The sequence below is a fragment of the Parasphingorhabdus sp. NYA22 genome, assembly GCF_976973735.1.
The window spans coordinates 3,033,377-3,051,046 of the sequence record NZ_OZ333477.1; the positions used below are offsets into that span (position 1 = coordinate 3,033,377).

Here is a 17,670-nt window from a genome sequence, read left to right on the forward strand (position 1 = left end):
GGGCATGGAAAACCTGAAATCAGTTTCGCGAAGAGCTTTTGTCGGCGGCACCGCACTGTCCGCTTTGGCGGGCAGTGGCGGGATCGCGATGGCGCGGAGCCTGACCGGTGCCGTTCGACATGCTCCGGTGATAGATGGGTTGAGTTTCCTTCCCGATAATCTGGAAGAAATCCGCCAGGCCGGACTGACCGCGATGATCTGCGATGTCTCGCAAGTCGAAGAAGTCCGGGATGCGGACGGAACGCCGCGTTACCAGCGAAATTTCGGCGTCAACGATGCCTCACTGGATGCCGCGATCAGCCGGATAGAAGATAGCGATCTGGTCTTTGTTGCCAAACGCGGGAGCGACATCGGTTCGAAACCCGGCTGCGCTGCATTTCTGCAATTCCAGTCTTGTGAAACCATCGGCGAAGACCTCCGCCGGATCGCGTATTTTCACGCAAAGGGTCTGCGTGTGCTGCAACTGACCCATCATAATGACAATAAGTTCGCCGGCGGCGCGATCGAAACGGAACAGAGCGGACTGACGGAACTCGGCCGAGCGGGGATTGCCGAGATGAACCGGGTCGGCCTGCTGCCAGACGTCTCCCATGGGTCGGTGCCGACCATATTGGAGGCCACGCAGGCGAGTCAGTCGCCTGTCGCCTATTCCCACGGAGCTTGCCGGGCGATTGTCGATCACCCTCGCTGCATTACCGACGAAGGCATCCGGGCCATCGCAGACAAGGGCGGCATAATCGGTATTTTCATGATGAGTTTCTGGCTGACAACCGACAGCCAGCCCAATATCGACCACCTGATCGCGCATATCCGGCATGCGGTAAATATTGGCGGCATTGACGCGGTCGGCATCTCCAATGATTTTCCGATGGCGGGGCAGGAAAATCTACGCAAATTGAAAAATGACAATGCCGAAGGCGTCAAAGAATATCTCGGCTGGTGGCAGGCGATGCGAAAGCTCGGCATTCCCGGATATGAAGTTGATCCGCAACATGTCGTAATCCCCGAGCTCAACAATCTGTCCCGCATGATGACGATCCGCAATGCCTTGCTGGACGATGGTTTCGGCCAGACAGACGTATCAAAAATCATGGGTGGGAACTGGCAGAAGCTTCTCGTCGAAGTTCTGGGATAGACCGAACCCCTTATTTGGAGAAATCCGCCTATTGTGCGATCGACCATTTCCCCGCATTATGGACCACGATGACTTCAACCACAGAAATGACCGGAAACGCCGAGTTTCTCGCCCATCGTTACGATGAACGCAGCGATGCGTTTCAATTCGTCGCATTGACCCGCGAGCAACATCGTCGCTGCACCTTCCTGACCGACGAATATATTCCCGAGGAATCCCGGCGGGTGATGATCAGGTCGGAAGACCTCGATCTGGATCGTGCCGAACTGGCTCCGGTAGATTTCATCTTCCATTCGGCATTCGCCTGCTCGACAATGCTGGCCCGGGCGCTGGATATCGAAGGCATTTCCATGGGATTGAAGGAACCGATCGTCCTGAACGATCTGGTCGGCATGAAACGGCGTGGTAACGCCCCGGCAAAACTCGCCACGGCTCTCGATCAGTCTATAGACCTTCTTGCGCGTCCCTTCTCCAATGCCGAGAAGATCATCGTCAAGCCATCCAATATCGTCAATTGCCTGGCACCGTCGATCCTGGATATGCGACCGAATTCCAAAGCCTTGCTGCTGCACGCCCCGCTCAATTCCTTTTTGCGGTCGCTTGCGGCGAAAAATATGTGGGGGAGAATTTGGGCCCGGGATAATGTCATCGGCATCATGGACGATCAGGATCTGATCAGCGGCTTTACCTCCGCAGATTTGCTCCGGTTGACCGATATCCAGATTGCGGCGGTGGGGTGGCTTTCCGAACATGCGCGATTTGCCAAAATTGTACAGAAATATGGCAGCGATCGTATCAAGACCCTGGATAGCGAAGCATTTTTGAGCAACAAGCGGGACACAATTGCCAGTCTCGGGTCGTTCTTCGAACTGGGCCTAGATAGCGATCGACTTGCAGAAGTCCTTGCCGGCCCCGCTTTCACCCAACATTCGAAAGATTTTTCGAAATTTGACACGGATGCCCGCCTGGATCAGCATTCGGGCGTCGATGAAGCTCATGGCGACGAGATCGATATGGTCGTGCAATGGACTGCCGCCGTCGCACAAAGCCAAAATATCGCGCTTGAACTCCCATCACCGTTGCTTTGACAACAGGAATAGAGGCCGAAACAGAAAATGAACTCCGATCAAAACGCTGGTTTTCAGCTGAACGCAGATCTTGATCTAGCGGATCTGGCAAAACAATTCAAAGCACGGGGCCGTATCCAGATACGCAATGCGCTGAACATCGATACGGCAGAATATTACCGGTCGGTTTTGCAGACGAGAACGAATTGGGGGCTGGCGTGGCAAATCGGCGCGGAAGGACCGCAAGCTCTGCGTTTTGCAGAGACGCAAGCGCTATCGGACAGTGAAAGGCAGATGATCTATGACAAGGCCGGCGAAGCAGTCGGCAACGGGGAATATGGATTCATCTACGAACAATATGCCATGTTGACCGCCTATCTCGAGCAATGGGACCCGGCGCATCCGCTTAATCGCTTGCTGGAACATCTCAACGACCAGCCGTTTCTCAATCTGATCCGGCAAGTTACCGGCGTGCAGTCGGTGATCAAGGCGGAGGCACAGGCAACCTGCTTCCGGCCGGGCCATTTCCTGACCGAACATGACGACTTGCACAGCAGAGACCCGAGACGCGTCGCCTATGTGCTCAATCTGACGGTCCCGGACTGGAAGTCGGAATGGGGCGGGTTTCTGAACTTTTTCGACGAATATGGAAATATCGAAGCGGGTGTCAGACCCATGTTCAACAGCCTCAACCTGTTCCTCGTGCCTCAGCGCCATTCGGTTTCCTATGTCGCACCATTTGCCCCGGTCGGTCGCTATGCGATCACCGGTTGGGCGATGGATCCCTGATCAAGCGATCCGGTCTAAAAATTTTGTTCAGGCAATAAAAAAGGCGGGCTCGAAAGCCCGCCTTCTTTTTATCCGATTTGATCGACTGCGACTAGAAGCGCAGACGAACACCGGTGTAATAACGGCGACCAAAGACGTCATAAACGTCAGCGGCTGTATCCGAACCGGTCACGTTGAACGGTGTTCCGGTCAAAATGTTCGGTGCAGCTTTGTCGAGGAGGTTATCAACACCAAAGTAGAACTCGAACTTTTCAGACACAAAGAAGGATGTGTTCATGTCCAGCAGGAAGTAAGCTGGGATCGAGTGAGCCTTGGGTCCATCGAACTGGTCATCTTCGTAGGATTTGCCGATGAATGTACCGGTAAATCCGACTTTGAAGTCTTCGTTCGAGTAAGCTGCGTTCGCGGTGAAGCGATCCTTAGCCGTACCGATTTCACCAGCGGAAGGATCTGCAGGCGAATTAGGCAGAGAGAAGAAATCGTTCTTGATCACGTGCGTGTAGGCACCGCGAAGAGAGAGACGATCGCCGTTCGTCAGGCCAAGTGGAGTGCTCCAAGACGCTGTAACGTCGACACCCGAAGTCTTCAGAACAGCAGCGTTAACCTGCAGGGCGTTGATCAAATCGATCGAACCTGCGCTGTTAACAGCCGTTGCAGTCTGACGACGGACAATCAGATCACAGAATGTTGGATTGCCTTCATCATAGCACTGTTGAAGCGAGAACTGCCGCGGGAAGCCCGAGATCACGTCGGTGATCTTGATGTTGTAGTAATCGGCAGTGATCGTCAGGTTACCCAATGCAGGGATCGAACGTGGAGCAAGAACTGCACCAACGGTCCAAGAGTCTGCAGTTTCTTCGAACACGTCGGGGTTACCGCCGTTGAAGCCCGAGATACCCTGAATGTCAGGCTGGCTGAGCGTGAAGACACCGTTTGCAGCGATGTTGGTAGCAACACCCGCATCAGCGCGGCAATTGTCGCCAGTTGCGCCGCCACCGGTTGCACCAATACCTTCACAAGGATCGGTCAAGCCCGATGGGAAAGTCTGCGAGAGACCCGCAAACAATTCGCCGATGTTCGGAGCACGAACAGCACGAGCATAGGTACCGCGGATACGGAGATCGTCGATAGGCTGCCATGTACCGGTTACGTTGTAGCTCACAACCGAACCCACAGTGGAATAATCGGAGACACGTACCGCGCCGCCAACTTCCAGCAACTGGAAGAATGGAGTGTCGGCCAAAATCGGAACCTTGATTTCAGCGAATGCTTCCTTCACGTCGAACGAACCGCTTGTATCCGGCAGAACGTTACCGGCATTCAGACCCTGGTTTGTCAGAGCGTCATTATCCGAGAAAGATGATTCTTTCCGATATTCAACGCCAAGAGCTATGCCGAGTGGACCAGCAGGCAGATCGAACAGGCTACCGGAGATATTACCCTGGAGAACCTGTTGTTTCAGGCCAGTCTGATAGGTGCCCTGTGCCTGGATGTAGTCAACCGCGCCCTGTGAAATCGAGCCGGCGCCGAAAATATTGGCAGCGACACAACCGTTTGCACGTGCTTCAGGACTAATACAAATTGCATCGGTCGTCGAACCGTTGCCATTCACATCATTGACGTCCGCCATGACCGCAAGCGCGTCACGGAAGTTGACCACATTGACCTGACCCGATGAAGTCTGGTTTTCGTTAACCTGGCCGTAGTTATAGCTTACGTCCCAACGGAAACGATCATCGAACAGGCCGCCGTCGAAGCCGACTACGAAGCGATAGAAATCGCGTTCCGTCTTGCCTGACCGTGGACCGAATTCTGCGAGACGACGGACAAAGCCGATATCGCGCAAGCCGTCACCATTGGTATCCGTTGCCGCGTTCAGGATTTCTGTTGGAACGAACGGGTTGGCTACAATAGTTGCGGTGCCGGGCATGTAGTTTTCGACATTATACCCACCATCGGTTGGGAAAACACCGTTAGAACCACCGGATTCCAGCGGGAACGGTTCGATGATACGCGACGAAGACGTCTTGTTGAATGTGCCCTCGAAGAAGAAGTTGATGTCATCGCTCAGCGCATATTCACCAGCTGCAGCGAAAGAATAACGCTGGACAGGAACGGCGAGTGTACGGAATTGCTGACGGTTAAACCCGTTCGGGCCTGTTCCTGAACCGATAGTTGCAGTACAGGTAGGTCCGTTTGTTGTGAAACAATCCTGCAGTGCGCCTTGTGGATCGTAGGTGAAGGTCGCGCCCGGGGTAATGAAACGGCCCTGAGGCGGGAAGCTGGAGAAGAATGGCTCGGTATCGACGCCATATTCACCACCGAAGTAGATCGAGTCTAGAGCATCGATCTGGGTGTTCGAACGTTCCTTGGAAAGCAGACCTTCTTCGTTCGAATAGCCGAAGTGGACCATGATATTGCCGTCACCGTCAGCGAAGTTTGTACCAGCAGTTACGTTCATCTGGTAGCGGGCGTCGTCGCCCTGCTCGGTAAGACCGTATTGTGCGTTGGCTTCGATGCCTTCAAAGTTCTTCTTGTAAACAAAGTTCACAACACCTGCGACAGCGTCCGAACCGTAAAGCGAAGAAGCACCACCGGTAAGAATGTCGATGCGTTCAACAAACTGGGTCGGGATGACGTTGAGATCGACGGTTGCCGAACCGGCCAGCGACGAAACGACGCGGCGGCCGTTGACGAGAACCAATGTACGGTCGGAACCGAGGTCACGAAGATCAACCGTTGCAACACCGGTACCTGAAGTCAGGAACGCGGAGTTTGTACGGCTAAGACCAGGTGTACCGAAAACCGGGTTTTCAAGGAGAAGTTCCTGAACGTTGGTGACACCGGCATCATCGATCGATTCAGCGGTGACAATCTGCAGCGGAGCAGCAGATTCGACCGTTGCCGACGCAATGCGCGAACCGGTAACAACAATCAATTCGCCAGGTTGTTCATCAGCGGCGCCTGCTTCCTGCGCGAAGGCAGGTACAGATACCATAGCGATTCCCAGCACCATTGGTGCTACGGTCGCTTTTAGCTTCGTAAATTTTGTCATTATATTCCAGTCCCTTATTCTGGAGAAACAAACCACCATGGCCTGCCCCGGTTGTTGACCGACGGTAATCTATGCGCCCCAAACGCAATGATTAATCCGTCGAATTGCCGCTCCGATGCAACATCGATGGCGGTGCTGTAAAGCTTCTGTTCAGCAACCCGAGCGGATTTTGTAGACAATGTAACTATTTTGCCACAGTTTGAGCGTAGGCCTAAAAGCCGTTTTCCGGCCATTATTCGGTTGTGGATTTTCACACCGATGTTTAATTCATGTCCAATATGCGGCATAGATCGCTATCATTTCAGCTCATCAGAAGAGGATGGAGATCATCATGAACGATATTATTGGCAAAACAGCATTGGCGTGCAGCGCGGCCTTGCTCACGGCTTTGCCCGCATCGGCGCTGGCGAAGGATGATGGCGAAAATACGCCGCCACCGGCAATTTTCCAGGATGTTATTGATTGCCAGAAGGTGACAGACACGACGGCCCGCCTTTCCTGTTATGACGAGAAAGTATCGACACTGGCTGCTGCACAGGAAAGCCGCGAAGTGGTTATCGCCGATCGCGAACAGATCAAGGAAGCACGCCGTGGCCTTTTCGGCTTCTCGCTTCCCAAAATCCGGCTATTTGGCGGGGGATCGGACGATAAAGACAAAGAAGAGCGCATCGAAGAGCTGCAAACCACCATCACATCGGCTCGTGAATTCGGTTACGGCAAGTGGATTTTGACGCTGGAAGAAGGCGGCCGCTGGCAGCAGACCGACAGTATCCGGCTCAACGCCGAGCCGCGAAGCGGCGACACGATATTGATCAAGACCGCTGCCATGGGCAGCTACCTTGCCAGTATCAATGGCCAGCGCTCGATCCGGGTAAAGCGGGTTGAATGATCCGCGACTGACCTCACCGAAACGTCAATAGAAATCAGTCCATCGGCCCGGTCAGCAGGATCGGGTCGATCCGGGCTGCGTTCCATTTCATCGACCAGTGCAAATGCGGGCCGGTTGCGCTGCCGGTTGAACCAATCCGGCCAATCGGCTCACCGCGCTTCACTTCCTGACCTTCTTCGACCAGTATCTCGGAACCGTGCAGAAAGGCGCTGTTCAGCCCCATGCCATGATCGATCATCAACAGATTGCCCTCCAGCGTGAACGGGCTGGATGCTGCCAGCGTCACCACGCCATCGGCGGGTGCGACATAATAGGTACCGGCCGGAGACGCGATATCGACACCGCTGTGATAGCTACCGGGGTCGCCGTTATAGATGCGCTGATTACCGAACATACCCGAGATACGGCCCTTGACCGGCCATATGAATGTCTGCCGCCAGCCATCACTTTTATTCGTGGCGCTACGCGCAGCGTTGATCCGGGCGAGTTCGGGCGCGCGTCGGCGTTTAAATGATTCGCTGGCCGTCCGCGCACGGCGATTGATATTTACATGTTCGATCTTCCATTGGCGCAGTGCGACATTGATGAACTTCCTCACCGTCTCGCCATTGTCCAGCGTCGCCACCAGTTGCGCGGCCTGACCTGCATCGCGGTTGAAAGCGATAATGAACTTGCCATCCTCGTCGAACGGGACCGGTTCGCCGTCAAAAGCCAGACTACGAGTTCCGGCGGGCGCGTCGCCGATCATCACGCCGCCCTGGATTGCTTCGCCGGTAAAACCGAATTTGACCGCTTCGCGGAAGGCCGACTGTTCGGTGTCACCGGTTTCGGCGGCTTCGGCATAGACAATGGCCGCTGGCGCAGCGGCTGCCGAGATCGTCAAAAGACACAGGGCAGCTTTAAACCGTCTGATCACTTTTCGCTTTCCGGCAGATGGGCGTGGGCCGAAATCTGTGCCGTGGCATAAGGCTCCTGCTTTTCGACGCTCCAGTAGCGGAGCTCGTCGAGCGGAATGGCTTCTCCGGTGACCGCGCAAAGCACATGGTCGCCCGCGGACATCGGCCGGAAACCGTTCGGCATATAGTGCAGCTTTGCCACCTTGTTGCGATTGGACATTAACATAGGACGCTTTTACTCCCTGAATCCTTTACCTGCGATTTACGGTCATGATTGCCACAATGGGTCAATTCTACCGCAATTTCCCCTAGAATAAATCCTTCTGCCTGTCATCCGCAGGTTTTTTGACCCGGCTGGCCAACGGGTGAGCGGGCTTTGGCTTGGCGGATGGTTTGGCTGACGCTTTGTCCGTCACGGTCGCGCCAACGATTCCGTCCTGGAAATGCAGATCCAGATCGCCCGCCTTTATCGCGGCGGCGCGATTGGCGATCAGGCTGCCGTCCGGACCGGAGACGCGGGCATAGCCGCGCTTGAGCGGACCATCGGGAGAGACTTGCTGCGCCAGCCGCCACAGCGAGTCCAGCCGCTGCCGCGCCTCGTCGAGCGGACGTTGCACCAGACTGACCGGCAAATCGAGCCGATTATATTGCTCCTGCGACCGCGCCAGCCGTTGCTTCAGGATCGATGGTCGCAAAGCCCCGGCGCTGCTTGCAAAGCGGCTGCGGGCATGGGCGATATTCTGGCTCATGCCATATTTCATCCGTTCGGATGTCTCGTCGACCCGTTGCTGATGGGGACGGAGCAGATCGGTCAATGCGGGCATCAAGCGCCGTTGCGCCTCCAGCCGTTCCTGCGCGGTGTTCAGGCTCCGCTGCACACTGCGCGCCATCCGCGCCTTGCTTTCCGACAAGGTTGCCAGCCATTCCGCCCGCACCGGCACTGCCATTTCGGCAGCGGCTGTCGGCGTCGGTGCGCGCAGGTCGGCGGCAAAGTCGCAGAGCGTCGTATCGGTCTCGTGGCCCACGGCGGAGATGATCGGGATCGTGCAATCCGCGACCGCCCGGACCACTATCTCTTCGTTGAAGCTCCACAGGTCCTCGATCGAACCGCCGCCGCGGGCGACGATCACCAGATCGGGCCGGGCGACCGGACCGTCCGGCGCCATCTCGGAGAAGCCGCGAATGGCGTGGGAAATCTGTTTCGCCGCACCCTCGCCCTGGACCAGCACCGGCCAGACAATGACATGACTCGGGCACCGATCGGCGAGACGGTGCAATATATCGCGGATCACAGAACCAGTCGGCGAGGTGACCACACCGATGGTCTTCGGCAGGAATGGAATCGGTTTCTTGCGATCCTGATCAAACAGCCCTTCGGCGAGCAGTTTGGCCTTGAGCTTCTCGAACAGCGCCATCAGCGCGCCCTCGCCCGCCAGTTCCATCTTGTCGATCACGACCTGATATTTGGAGCGGCCGGGATAGGTGGTCAGCTTGCCCGACACCACAACCTCGATGCCATCCTCGGGCTGGAACGGCAGCCGTCCGGCATTGCCCTTCCACATCACCCCGTCGATCACCGCCTTGTCGTCCTTTAGCGCCAGATAGACATGGCCGGAAGCGGCGCGTTTGAAGCCCGATATCTCGCCCCTGATCCGGACATAGCCGAAGCGATCCTCGACCACCCGCTTGAGCGCTCCGGAAATTTCCGAAACCGACAAAGGCGGGGCGTTGTCACCCTGCCCGCTCTCGGCTAGGAGCTTCGCGTCTAATGAGAGGGAATCGTCCATGAATATCCTGTTGATCGGTTCGGGTGGCCGCGAACATGCCTTGGCCTGGAAGCTGGCGCAATCCCCTTCGCTCGGGAAATTTTACGCGACGCCCGGCAATCCCGGCATCGCGCAGCATTGCGATCTGGTCACGCTCGACATTACCGACCATGCAGAAGTCATCCTGTTTTGCGGCGAGCATGACATCGATCTGGTCGTCGTCGGCCCGGAAGCGCCGCTGGTCGACGGTCTCGCCGAAAGCCTGCGCACCGCCGATATTTTCGTCTTCGGTCCGGACAAGGCGGCGGCGCAGCTGGAAGGCTCGAAAGGCTTTACCAAGGACCTGTGCGCCCGCGCCAATATCCCCACCGCCGGCTATGTCCGGGCGACCAGCGCTGCGGATGCGCTCAAGGCGCTCGACGGCTTCTCAATTCCCGTTGTGATCAAGGCCGATGGGCTGGCCGCCGGCAAGGGCGTGATCATCGCCGAAACCCGCGACGAAGCCGAGTCCGCGATCACCGACATGTTCGACGGTAGCTTCGGCGCGGCCGGCGCCGAAGTGGTGATCGAGGAATTTCTGACCGGCGAGGAAGCCAGTTTTTTCGCGATCACCGACGGCGAGAATGTCGTCCCCTTCGGCTCGGCGCAGGACCACAAGCGCGTCGGCGAAGGCGATACTGGCCCGAACACCGGCGGCATGGGCGCCTACAGCCCTGCCCCTGTCCTGACTGCCGCCCTGCAAAAGCAGGTGATGGAGCAGATCATCCAGCCGACCGTCGACACATTGGCCGCCGAGGGCACGCCCTATAGCGGTGTCCTGTTCGCCGGGCTGATGCTGACCGACACCGGCCCGCAGCTGATCGAATATAACGCCCGCTTCGGGGACCCGGAATGCCAGGTGCTGATGATGCGGCTGGAAAGCGATCTCGCCAAGCTGATGATGGCAACCGCCAAGGGCGATCTCGCCCAGACCAGCGCCCCGGTCTTCGCGCCGGAAACCGCGCTCACCGTAGTGATGGCGGCGAAAGGCTATCCCGCGACGCCGGAAAAAGGCGGCAAGATCCAGAATTTGGCGCGGGCCGAGCGCGAAGACGCGAAGATTTTCCATGCCGGTACGGCGGAAGTCGACGGCGCACTGGTCGCCAACGGCGGGCGCGTGCTGAGTGTGACCGCCTTGGGAGCCAATGCCACCGAAGCGCAGGCCAAAGCTTATGCTGCGGTTGACCAGATCGATTTCGAGAGCGGGTTCTGCCGCCGCGACATCGGCTGGCGCGAAGTTGCGCGGGAAGCGGGTAACTAGGGTTTATCGATGGCTTGCCGCTCCAAAGTTTGTCAAACTTGGGGCCAAGGATCGGTTCTCACCTGCCCGTCCGCTGGGGGCGGTGTGAAGGGCCTCACGCGAAGCCGCGAAGGCGCTAAGAGATTGCGCTTTGTGATGCCAGCCTTCGTGCGAGCCAGACCATTTTTTGTGTCGCGCGCCGAACTTTACACAAACAACCGGTTTTATTTTCTGCGAACTTTGCCCCTGGGCCGCAGAATTTCAGTATTTGTAGGAAATCAACCGGCCATCGAGTGTAACCTTCCAGATTGCCGCCAATACCGGTCCGTTAGAAACAAGCGCCCAGCCGCCAGCGCCGCGATCCTATCCAGATTGTCAAAGAGCCTGCCCCGCGCATGGCGCGGAGCGGTTGCGATAATAGCGGATTGAACCAGGTGTAGGACAGAGCTTTTTCCACCTTCTCCCGTAAGGGAGAAGGATACGAAGCCTTATCCGAAGGATTAGGCGAAGTCGGATGAGGGTATTCCGCTGGTGGGGTGCTTTGCCATCAGGGATCGGTAAACCCTCACCCAGCTTCGACTAGGCAGCAAGCTGCCAAGTCTGCACAACCCTCTCCCTTGAGGGAGAGGGAATTGGTGTATTTAGTAAACTGGCACCGTGATTCCATAGGCGCGATCCATATTACAGTGACCGTTCCAGGCATGGCCGTTGTCGCCGATAATTCGAGCGAACTATCGGCGTAAATATTGGAGTCCTTTCCATATTCCGTAAATGAACGGCGAGAGGATCAACACATTGAAAAACACAGCAGCCAAAACTGATGTGATATCTAAACTCCCCGGCAGTTGAATGAAATACACTTTACCAGCTCCCCACGCGTTCACGAAAAGGAGAGTGCCAATACTCAAACAAACAAGACTGAAAAACTTCACTGGTTCATCAAGATGCAAAACCTTACCTCTTTGCCATTATTTGTGACTTAACGAAGGCATATTGTCCAGTCTTTGTCCGAACGGCCAAATAGTTGAAAATAGCTAAAATAGCGTCAGGATCGCCTGCCGGATAAACTCGCCCGGATGGACCGGCTTTATGCCTGTTTTGATCGCCATGCTTTCTCTTTTCTAGACCCGATAATCTCTAAAACCCCTGAAACAGAAAATCCAGCGCGTCGACAATCGCGCGCGATAGGGCTCCTCGACATTCACCACCAGCTTGCAGAGCGGCGTAGGGTGCCGATGTCGGTGGTCATCAGGCAGAAGTCCTGCCCCTTGATGATGATTTCCGGTTTCAACTTGCGCATCGTTTTGGGACTGGGATTCCGTTGACCCTCCATTTTATTTCCATAATCCACCATCATTTACACCTTCTCCCGTGAGGGAGAAGAAAAGGAAATCTTGCCCCCGACGCGCCAGCGCAGGCGGCTAGATGCAGTTGGGCGAGGGTGTTCCGCTGGTGTGATGCTCTGGCAGTCACGCCGGCGATGCCTGTTTCCGGTGCAAAGCCGGGTTTCAGGATTTGCTTCGGGGCACGAGCATTTTGAAAAGGTCGAGCAGCGCTTCATCGCGTGGTTTGCGGCTTACTTTATCGTCGAGGGGCACGAACATTCCCGACAGCCGCATGTCCAAATATCCATGGATCATGGACCAGAAGGCTATGGCCACAGTATCTCGATCAAATTCGGCCTCAGGCATCGCTCGCTCAATTTCATCGCAAAGTTGATCATAAATTCGATCCATGAGCTTTGAAAGATCGGGATCCTGCAGATCAATCAAATCGCCTCGCCATAGAAGCTTGTAGCGGTGCGGATATTGCAACGCGAAATCGAACAAGGCTTTGCCGAATATCTCGATCCAGGCATCGGGTTCGTCCGCGGCCGCAGCGAGACCTTCTTCGACGGACGTCAGGATCGTTTCAAACTGCCGCTGCACAAGCGCCGTCAACAAGGCCTCGCGATCCCGATAATGATTGACGGGCGCGCCATGGGACACGCCGGCTTCGCGAGCGACTGCCCTGATGGTCACGCCGTCGACGCCATCCCGATCAAGAAGCTTGAGGGCGACATCGAAGAGCACGCGTTTCAAATCGCCGTGGTGAAAGGATTTTTCTCTGGACATGGCTCATATTGACACCGTCAATTTAATAGTCAATATAGACAGCGTCTATTTAACATTGAAAGAGAAACCCGCGGATGCCAAAAATCACAATATTATCCATCGCGCTCTGCGCCTTCGTGCTGGCCGCCGTGATACCTGTCATGGAAATCAGTGACTCCCACCTGTTTAATCCCGAATGGCCTCGCCACGCGCGCCTCCATGAAGCCTGGCAACTGCTAGAAAATGCCGCTATTTCCATTTTCGCGCTTATACTGGTGTGGAAGCGGATCGCTCCACGGCTAGGCATTTTGCTCGGCTTGATTTTGAGCACATCCTTCCTGATCGCATGGGTCTCTAGCCCATTTTTTGGTGGGTCGATGGCTCATTCAGACGGCACCGAATTCGTGATCGGCGGCATTAGCGTGGTGCCGGCTGGCGTTGCGGTGATTGCCGGGCTTCTGCTTCTCGGATGGCGCGCCCTCTCCCGGCATGATGACGGTGGATGACGGTGGATGACGGTGTTCCGCTGGTGGGTTGCTGTGCCATAACGGTCAGTACAGCCTAACCTTGAGGGAGAGGGAAGCCCCAAGCACACCAAGCTCAGCTACATCACACGCAACCTTTCCTAACTTGCTGCACAGCGCTCTGGATCGCTAGGGACGCGCTCCGGCAGACACCCTCTCCCGTTTCGCCGGCGCACCAACAGAAAGTCGTTTAGTCATGTCCCGTTTCTCAACACGTACCGTCATTCGCCCGGCCTCCTCTCTGGCCAGCCTCCTGCTCGCCGGTGCAGCGCTTTGCATGCCGGGTACAGCGCAGGCGACCGACGGCTATTTCGTCAACGGTGTCGGCGCCAATTCCAAGGGCGCTGGCGGCGTAGCTATTGCGATGCCGCAGGATGCATTCGGAATTGCCACCAACCCCGCGTCGGCGACCGCCATCGAGCACCGGCTGGATGTCGGCTTCGAGATTTTCATTCCCGATCGCGGTTCCGAGATTATCGGCAATCAGGCGGGGCTCGACGGGGTATATTCGGGCAATGACGCCAATCCCTTCATCCTGCCCGAATTTGCTTATGTTCGCCCGATTTCCGATACGGTCTCGATCGGTATTGCGGTCAACGGCAATGGCGGAATGAACACTGATTACAAGACCAATCCCTTCGCCAGCTTCGGCGCCACTGGCTCCGCAGGCGTGAACCTGCGGCAGATTTCGATCGCGCCAACCATCGCGGTGGAGTTCGCGGAAGGACAGAGCCTCGGCGTGTCGCCGCACTTCGTGGTGCAGAGCTTTGAAGCCAATGGCATCCAGCCGTTCGCTGCCAATTCACAGGACGGGGCAAATTTCACCAACCGCGGTGAAGACTGGGCCTTTGGCGCGGGCTTCCGTGTTGGTTATCTCGGTTCCTTTGGCGATGATTTCCGCGTTGGGGCTTTTTACCAGTCGAAAGTCTGGACCACCGAGTTTGACCGCTATGCCGGACTGTTCGCCGAACAGGGCGGTTTCAACATGCCCGCATCCTGGGGCGTGGGCGTTTCGGTCGACGCGACGCCGAAGCTGACACTGGGCGCGGATTTCAAGCATATCGAATATTCGGACGTCAATTCGGTCGGCAACCCGATTGCCTCGCTGCTTCAGGGTGTTCCCTTTGGTGCGGATAACGGCCCGGGCTTCGGCTGGAACGATATCGACGTGTGGAAATTCGGCGCGGTCTATCAGGCCAGCGACAAAGTCGCCCTGCGCGCCGGCTATGGCCGCTCGAACAACCCGGTCCCGCAGTCGGAAACTCTGCTCAACATATTGGCACCGGGCGTGGTTCGCGATCACTACACATTGGGCGCGACTTACAAGGCATCGGAGAAATTCGAGATCACCGGCTATGCGATGCGCGCACCACGACAGACGGTGAAAGGCTCCGGATCGATCCCCGCATCCTTTGGCGGCGGCGAAGCGAATATCCATCTTGCCGAAACGGCTATCGGCTTTTCTTTCGGCTTCGGTTTCTAGCTCCGGGTCACGAGTGATATACTCCAGCGGTCGTCTTCAACCATGGGCACGATCGCTGGAGCCCACCTAATCCATCAGATCAGCTTCTGACGCCCAGCCGGTCGGCCGCCCATTTGATCGTCGGCCCCTGGATGATGCTGGACAGCAGCACGACGAAAAAGACGACATTGAAAATCGCGAAGGCGCCCGGCACACCGGCGACCATCGGGAATGTCGCCAAGACAATCGGCACCGCGCCGCGCAACCCTGCCCAAGACACGAACAGCTTCGACCGCCAGTCAAACTGGCGGAACGGTGCGAGGCAGATGAATACGCTCAGCGGCCGGGCGACAAACATCAGGATGAAGGTAATCGAAAGCCCCGGTATGATGACCGGTGCGAGATTGGACGGCGTGACCAATAATCCGAGGGTGAAGAACATCACCACCTGCGACAGCCAGGCCATGCCGTCCTGAAAGCCGGACACGGTATCTCTGGCGGCGTACGTTCTGTTCCCTGCCACGATGCCCGCCAGATAACTCGCAAGGAAACCGTTGCCGGCGAGCACTTCGGCAAGGCCGAAAGCGATCAGGGCGGCTGCTATGGAGATGACAAAGGCCAGCCCGCCTTGCTGATAGCCGCCGCGTTTCAGGATTTCGGGCATGGCAAAGCCGATGCCGACACCGACGATCGCACCCATGACCATCTGGATGACGAAATCGGGCGCGAGCTGGAGCGGGGAGGCAGAGGGACTTTCTATCAGGAACAGCAACGCACCGACGAGAAAGATGGCCATGGGATCGTTCGACCCGGATTCGGTCTCGATCAGCGCCGGCACATCGCCGTGAAGATCTAGACCCGAGCTACGCAACACCGCAAATACCGCCGCCGCATCGGTCGATGCGATGACAGCGCCCAGCAAAGCGCCCTGCAGCGGGCCGAAGCCCAATATGAAAATCGCGGAGAGCGCGACAATAGCTGCGCTGATCACGACGCCGATGGTGGCCAGGAGCAAAGCCGGTGCCGCCATGCGCCGGACGTCGCGCCAGTCGGTGCCCATGCCGCCAGAGAAGAGGATGAACAAAAGACAGGCAATGCCGATCCCCTGGGTCAGTTCGAAATTTTCAAAATAGAAGCCGCCGGGCCCTTCGACGCCAGCCAATATGCCGAGACCGATAAATCCGATCAGAGCGGGAAAGCCGAACCGGCTGGACAATGTCCCGGCCAGCACGGTCGTGAACAATATCACGCCCAGAATCAGCAAGGTCAGTTCGGTGTTGAAGAAAGTCATGTATCTCCTGACCATCGGGGGTTTGTGAATGTATCTAATAGCACCGCGAGCGTGATGTCGAGAGGGGAAACGCTCTGGTTCGCTTCTGTTGACACTGACGGGGCCGCCGGTCATAATTCGGGCTCCCCTCACATCCCCCAAAAGCGGAGACAGAGCCCGTCATCCGGCGGGCATGACACCATGCAGCAGTTCCAGAGCGAAAGCCTATCCGTCATAGATAGCATTCCCTTCCTTCCCAACCTCGCGCCCTCGGGCCAAACGCTCGTCGGGATCTGTATTCTCCTTGCCATTGCATGGGTCGGCAATTTTATCATCAAGCATATCGTGCTGCGAATCGTCACACGCTGGATGCCCTATGAAGACCTCACTCCGTTGCCTGTCGCGGCGCGGCTGGCCAATATCGTGCCGGCGCTTATTATCTCGAACGGTATCGGCGCGGTTCCTCACTTGACGACGCCGGTTGTGACCCTGGTCAGCAACGTGGTGTCCGCCTCGATCATCCTGTTCATCGGCATGGCGCTGAGCAAGGCGCTCACCCTCGCCAACGACATTTACGAACATCGGCCGAGCTCCGCGACCCGCCCGATCAAGGGCTTTATTCAGCTGCTCAAGATCATCCTCTATGCCGGCGCCACTATCCTGATCATCGCGGCGCTGATGGATGAATCACCACTGCTTCTCCTGTCCGGCCTCGGCGCGATGGCAGCGGTCGTCCTGCTGGTTTTCAAGGACACGCTGCTGTCGCTGGTGGCTTCGGTACAACTCACCTCGAACGACATGCTGCGCGTCGGGGACTGGATCGAGATGCCGGCGCTGAATGCCGACGGCGATGTCATCGATATCGCGCTGCACACGGTCAAGGTGCAGAACTGGGACAAGACGATCACCACCATTCCCACCCACCGCCTGATCTCCGAGAGCTTCAAGAACTGGCGCGGCATGGCCGAAGCGGGCGGGCGACGGATCAAACGGTCAATCTTCATCGACCAGAACGGCATCCGCTTTCTGACGCACGAGGAAAAAGTAGCGTTTCGCCGTTTTCAACTGCTCGACGAATATCTCGGCCACAAACAGGCCGAACTGGGCGAATGGAATGCTGCGGTCGAGAAGGCGGGACATGACGAGGTTAACGCCCGTCGGGTCACCAACATCGGTACGTTCCGCACCTATGTTGTCGAATATCTGCGCGCGAACAGCCAGATCGCGGACGGGATGACGCTGCTTGTGCGCCAGCTCGACCCGACACCGAAAGGCCTGCCGATAGAGATTTACTGCTTCACGAATACGACCGACTGGAACGCCTATGAAGATATCCAGTCGGACATTTTCGACCATATGCTCGCTATCCTGCCCGAATTCGGGTTGCGACCCTTCCAGGAACCGAGCGGTCTGGATCTGCAGCGCGGTCTGGCGGCGTAACAGCG

The 17,670-nt window shown here is 56.9% G+C and carries 15 protein-coding genes and 1 pseudogene; 8 read left to right on the top strand and 8 right to left on the bottom strand.

Going from position 1 to position 17,670, the window contains the following annotated elements:
• Positions 1-4: 4 nt before the first annotated feature.
• From ACWFTY_RS14440 to ACWFTY_RS14450, 3 genes are all read left to right on the top strand, one after another.
• On the top strand, positions 5-1,135 hold the full coding sequence (locus tag ACWFTY_RS14440; RefSeq protein ID WP_447524880.1) for a membrane dipeptidase: 1,131 nt from the start codon (positions 5-7) through the stop codon (positions 1,133-1,135).
• Positions 1,136-1,203: 68 nt separating this feature from the next.
• On the top strand, positions 1,204-2,223 hold the full coding sequence (locus tag ACWFTY_RS14445; RefSeq protein ID WP_447524881.1) for a hypothetical protein: 1,020 nt from the start codon (positions 1,204-1,206) through the stop codon (positions 2,221-2,223).
• Positions 2,224-2,250: 27 nt separating this feature from the next.
• Positions 2,251-2,991 (top strand): 2OG-Fe(II) oxygenase, encoded by a 741-nt coding sequence (locus tag ACWFTY_RS14450; RefSeq protein WP_447524882.1) that lies wholly within the window; start codon positions 2,251-2,253, stop codon positions 2,989-2,991.
• Positions 2,992-3,082: 91 nt separating this feature from the next.
• On the opposite strand, the gene ACWFTY_RS14455 is transcribed toward ACWFTY_RS14450, so the two are convergent.
• Complete coding sequence (locus ACWFTY_RS14455) at positions 3,083-6,046, bottom strand: TonB-dependent receptor domain-containing protein (protein WP_447524883.1); 2,964 nt, start codon at positions 6,044-6,046, stop codon at positions 3,083-3,085.
• 331 nt (positions 6,047-6,377) lie between these two features.
• Here ACWFTY_RS14455 and ACWFTY_RS14460 point away from each other — a divergent pair, with 331 nt between their 5' ends.
• Positions 6,378-6,935, top strand: coding sequence for a hypothetical protein (locus ACWFTY_RS14460; protein ID WP_447524884.1), 558 nt, complete (start codon positions 6,378-6,380; stop codon positions 6,933-6,935).
• 34 nt (positions 6,936-6,969) lie between these two features.
• Here ACWFTY_RS14460 and ACWFTY_RS14465 read toward each other — a convergent pair whose 3' ends face one another.
• The 3 genes from ACWFTY_RS14465 to xseA all read right to left on the bottom strand — a co-directional run bounded on the left by ACWFTY_RS14465 (position 6,970) and on the right by xseA (position 9,618).
• Positions 6,970-7,851 (bottom strand): M23 family metallopeptidase, encoded by an 882-nt coding sequence (locus ACWFTY_RS14465; RefSeq protein WP_447524885.1) that lies wholly within the window; start codon positions 7,849-7,851, stop codon positions 6,970-6,972.
• The gene (locus tag ACWFTY_RS14470; protein WP_447524886.1) at positions 7,848-8,057 is read right to left on the bottom strand and encodes a DUF2093 domain-containing protein; all 210 of its coding nucleotides are present in this window, start codon (positions 8,055-8,057) and stop codon (positions 7,848-7,850) included. Before ACWFTY_RS14470 ends, ACWFTY_RS14465 begins: the two co-directional genes overlap by 4 nt.
• A gap of 82 nt (positions 8,058-8,139) precedes the next feature.
• Positions 8,140-9,618, bottom strand: a complete 1,479-nt coding sequence (gene xseA / locus ACWFTY_RS14475) for an exodeoxyribonuclease VII large subunit (RefSeq protein ID WP_447524887.1) — start codon at positions 9,616-9,618, stop codon at positions 8,140-8,142.
• On the opposite strand from xseA, the gene purD reads away from it, so the two are divergent.
• Complete coding sequence (gene purD / locus ACWFTY_RS14480; protein ID WP_447524888.1) at positions 9,617-10,897, top strand: phosphoribosylamine--glycine ligase; 1,281 nt, start codon at positions 9,617-9,619, stop codon at positions 10,895-10,897. The genes xseA and purD overlap by 2 nt on opposite strands.
• Before the next feature lie 1,180 nt (positions 10,898-12,077).
• On the opposite strand, the gene ACWFTY_RS14485 is transcribed toward purD, so the two are convergent.
• The 3 genes and pseudogenes from ACWFTY_RS14485 to ACWFTY_RS14495 all read right to left on the bottom strand — a co-directional run.
• The gene (locus ACWFTY_RS14485; RefSeq protein WP_447524889.1) at positions 12,078-12,233 is read right to left on the bottom strand and encodes a hypothetical protein; all 156 of its coding nucleotides are present in this window, start codon (positions 12,231-12,233) and stop codon (positions 12,078-12,080) included.
• A gap of 151 nt (positions 12,234-12,384) precedes the next feature.
• Positions 12,385-12,705: a TetR-like C-terminal domain-containing protein gene (locus tag ACWFTY_RS14490; RefSeq protein WP_447526907.1), complete on the bottom strand. Its 321-nt coding sequence runs from the start codon at positions 12,703-12,705 to the stop codon at positions 12,385-12,387.
• A gap of 159 nt (positions 12,706-12,864) precedes the next feature.
• Positions 12,865-12,990 (bottom strand): annotated as a pseudogene (locus tag ACWFTY_RS14495) (hypothetical protein); the annotation flags it as partial.
• Positions 12,991-13,064: 74 nt separating this feature from the next.
• Here ACWFTY_RS14495 and ACWFTY_RS14500 point away from each other — a divergent pair.
• Together ACWFTY_RS14500 and ACWFTY_RS14505 are read left to right on the top strand one after the other, a co-directional pair.
• The gene (locus ACWFTY_RS14500; RefSeq protein ID WP_447524890.1) at positions 13,065-13,475 is read left to right on the top strand and encodes a hypothetical protein; all 411 of its coding nucleotides are present in this window, start codon (positions 13,065-13,067) and stop codon (positions 13,473-13,475) included.
• A gap of 214 nt (positions 13,476-13,689) precedes the next feature.
• Entirely contained in the window at positions 13,690-14,976 is a 1,287-nt protein-coding gene (locus ACWFTY_RS14505) for an OmpP1/FadL family transporter (protein WP_447524891.1), read from the top strand.
• A 79-nt stretch (positions 14,977-15,055) separates the two neighbouring features.
• Here the strand turns inward: ACWFTY_RS14505 and ACWFTY_RS14510 are convergent, their stop codons facing one another.
• Positions 15,056-16,246 (bottom strand): potassium/proton antiporter, encoded by a 1,191-nt coding sequence (locus ACWFTY_RS14510; protein WP_447524892.1) that lies wholly within the window; start codon positions 16,244-16,246, stop codon positions 15,056-15,058.
• A 180-nt stretch (positions 16,247-16,426) separates the two neighbouring features.
• Between ACWFTY_RS14510 and ACWFTY_RS14515 the strand changes: the two genes are divergently transcribed.
• Positions 16,427-17,665 carry a mechanosensitive ion channel family protein gene (locus ACWFTY_RS14515; protein WP_447524893.1) on the top strand — a complete coding sequence of 413 codons (1,239 nt, stop codon included), beginning with the start codon at positions 16,427-16,429 and terminating at the stop codon, positions 17,663-17,665.
• The last annotated feature ends 5 nt before the right edge of the window (positions 17,666-17,670 follow it).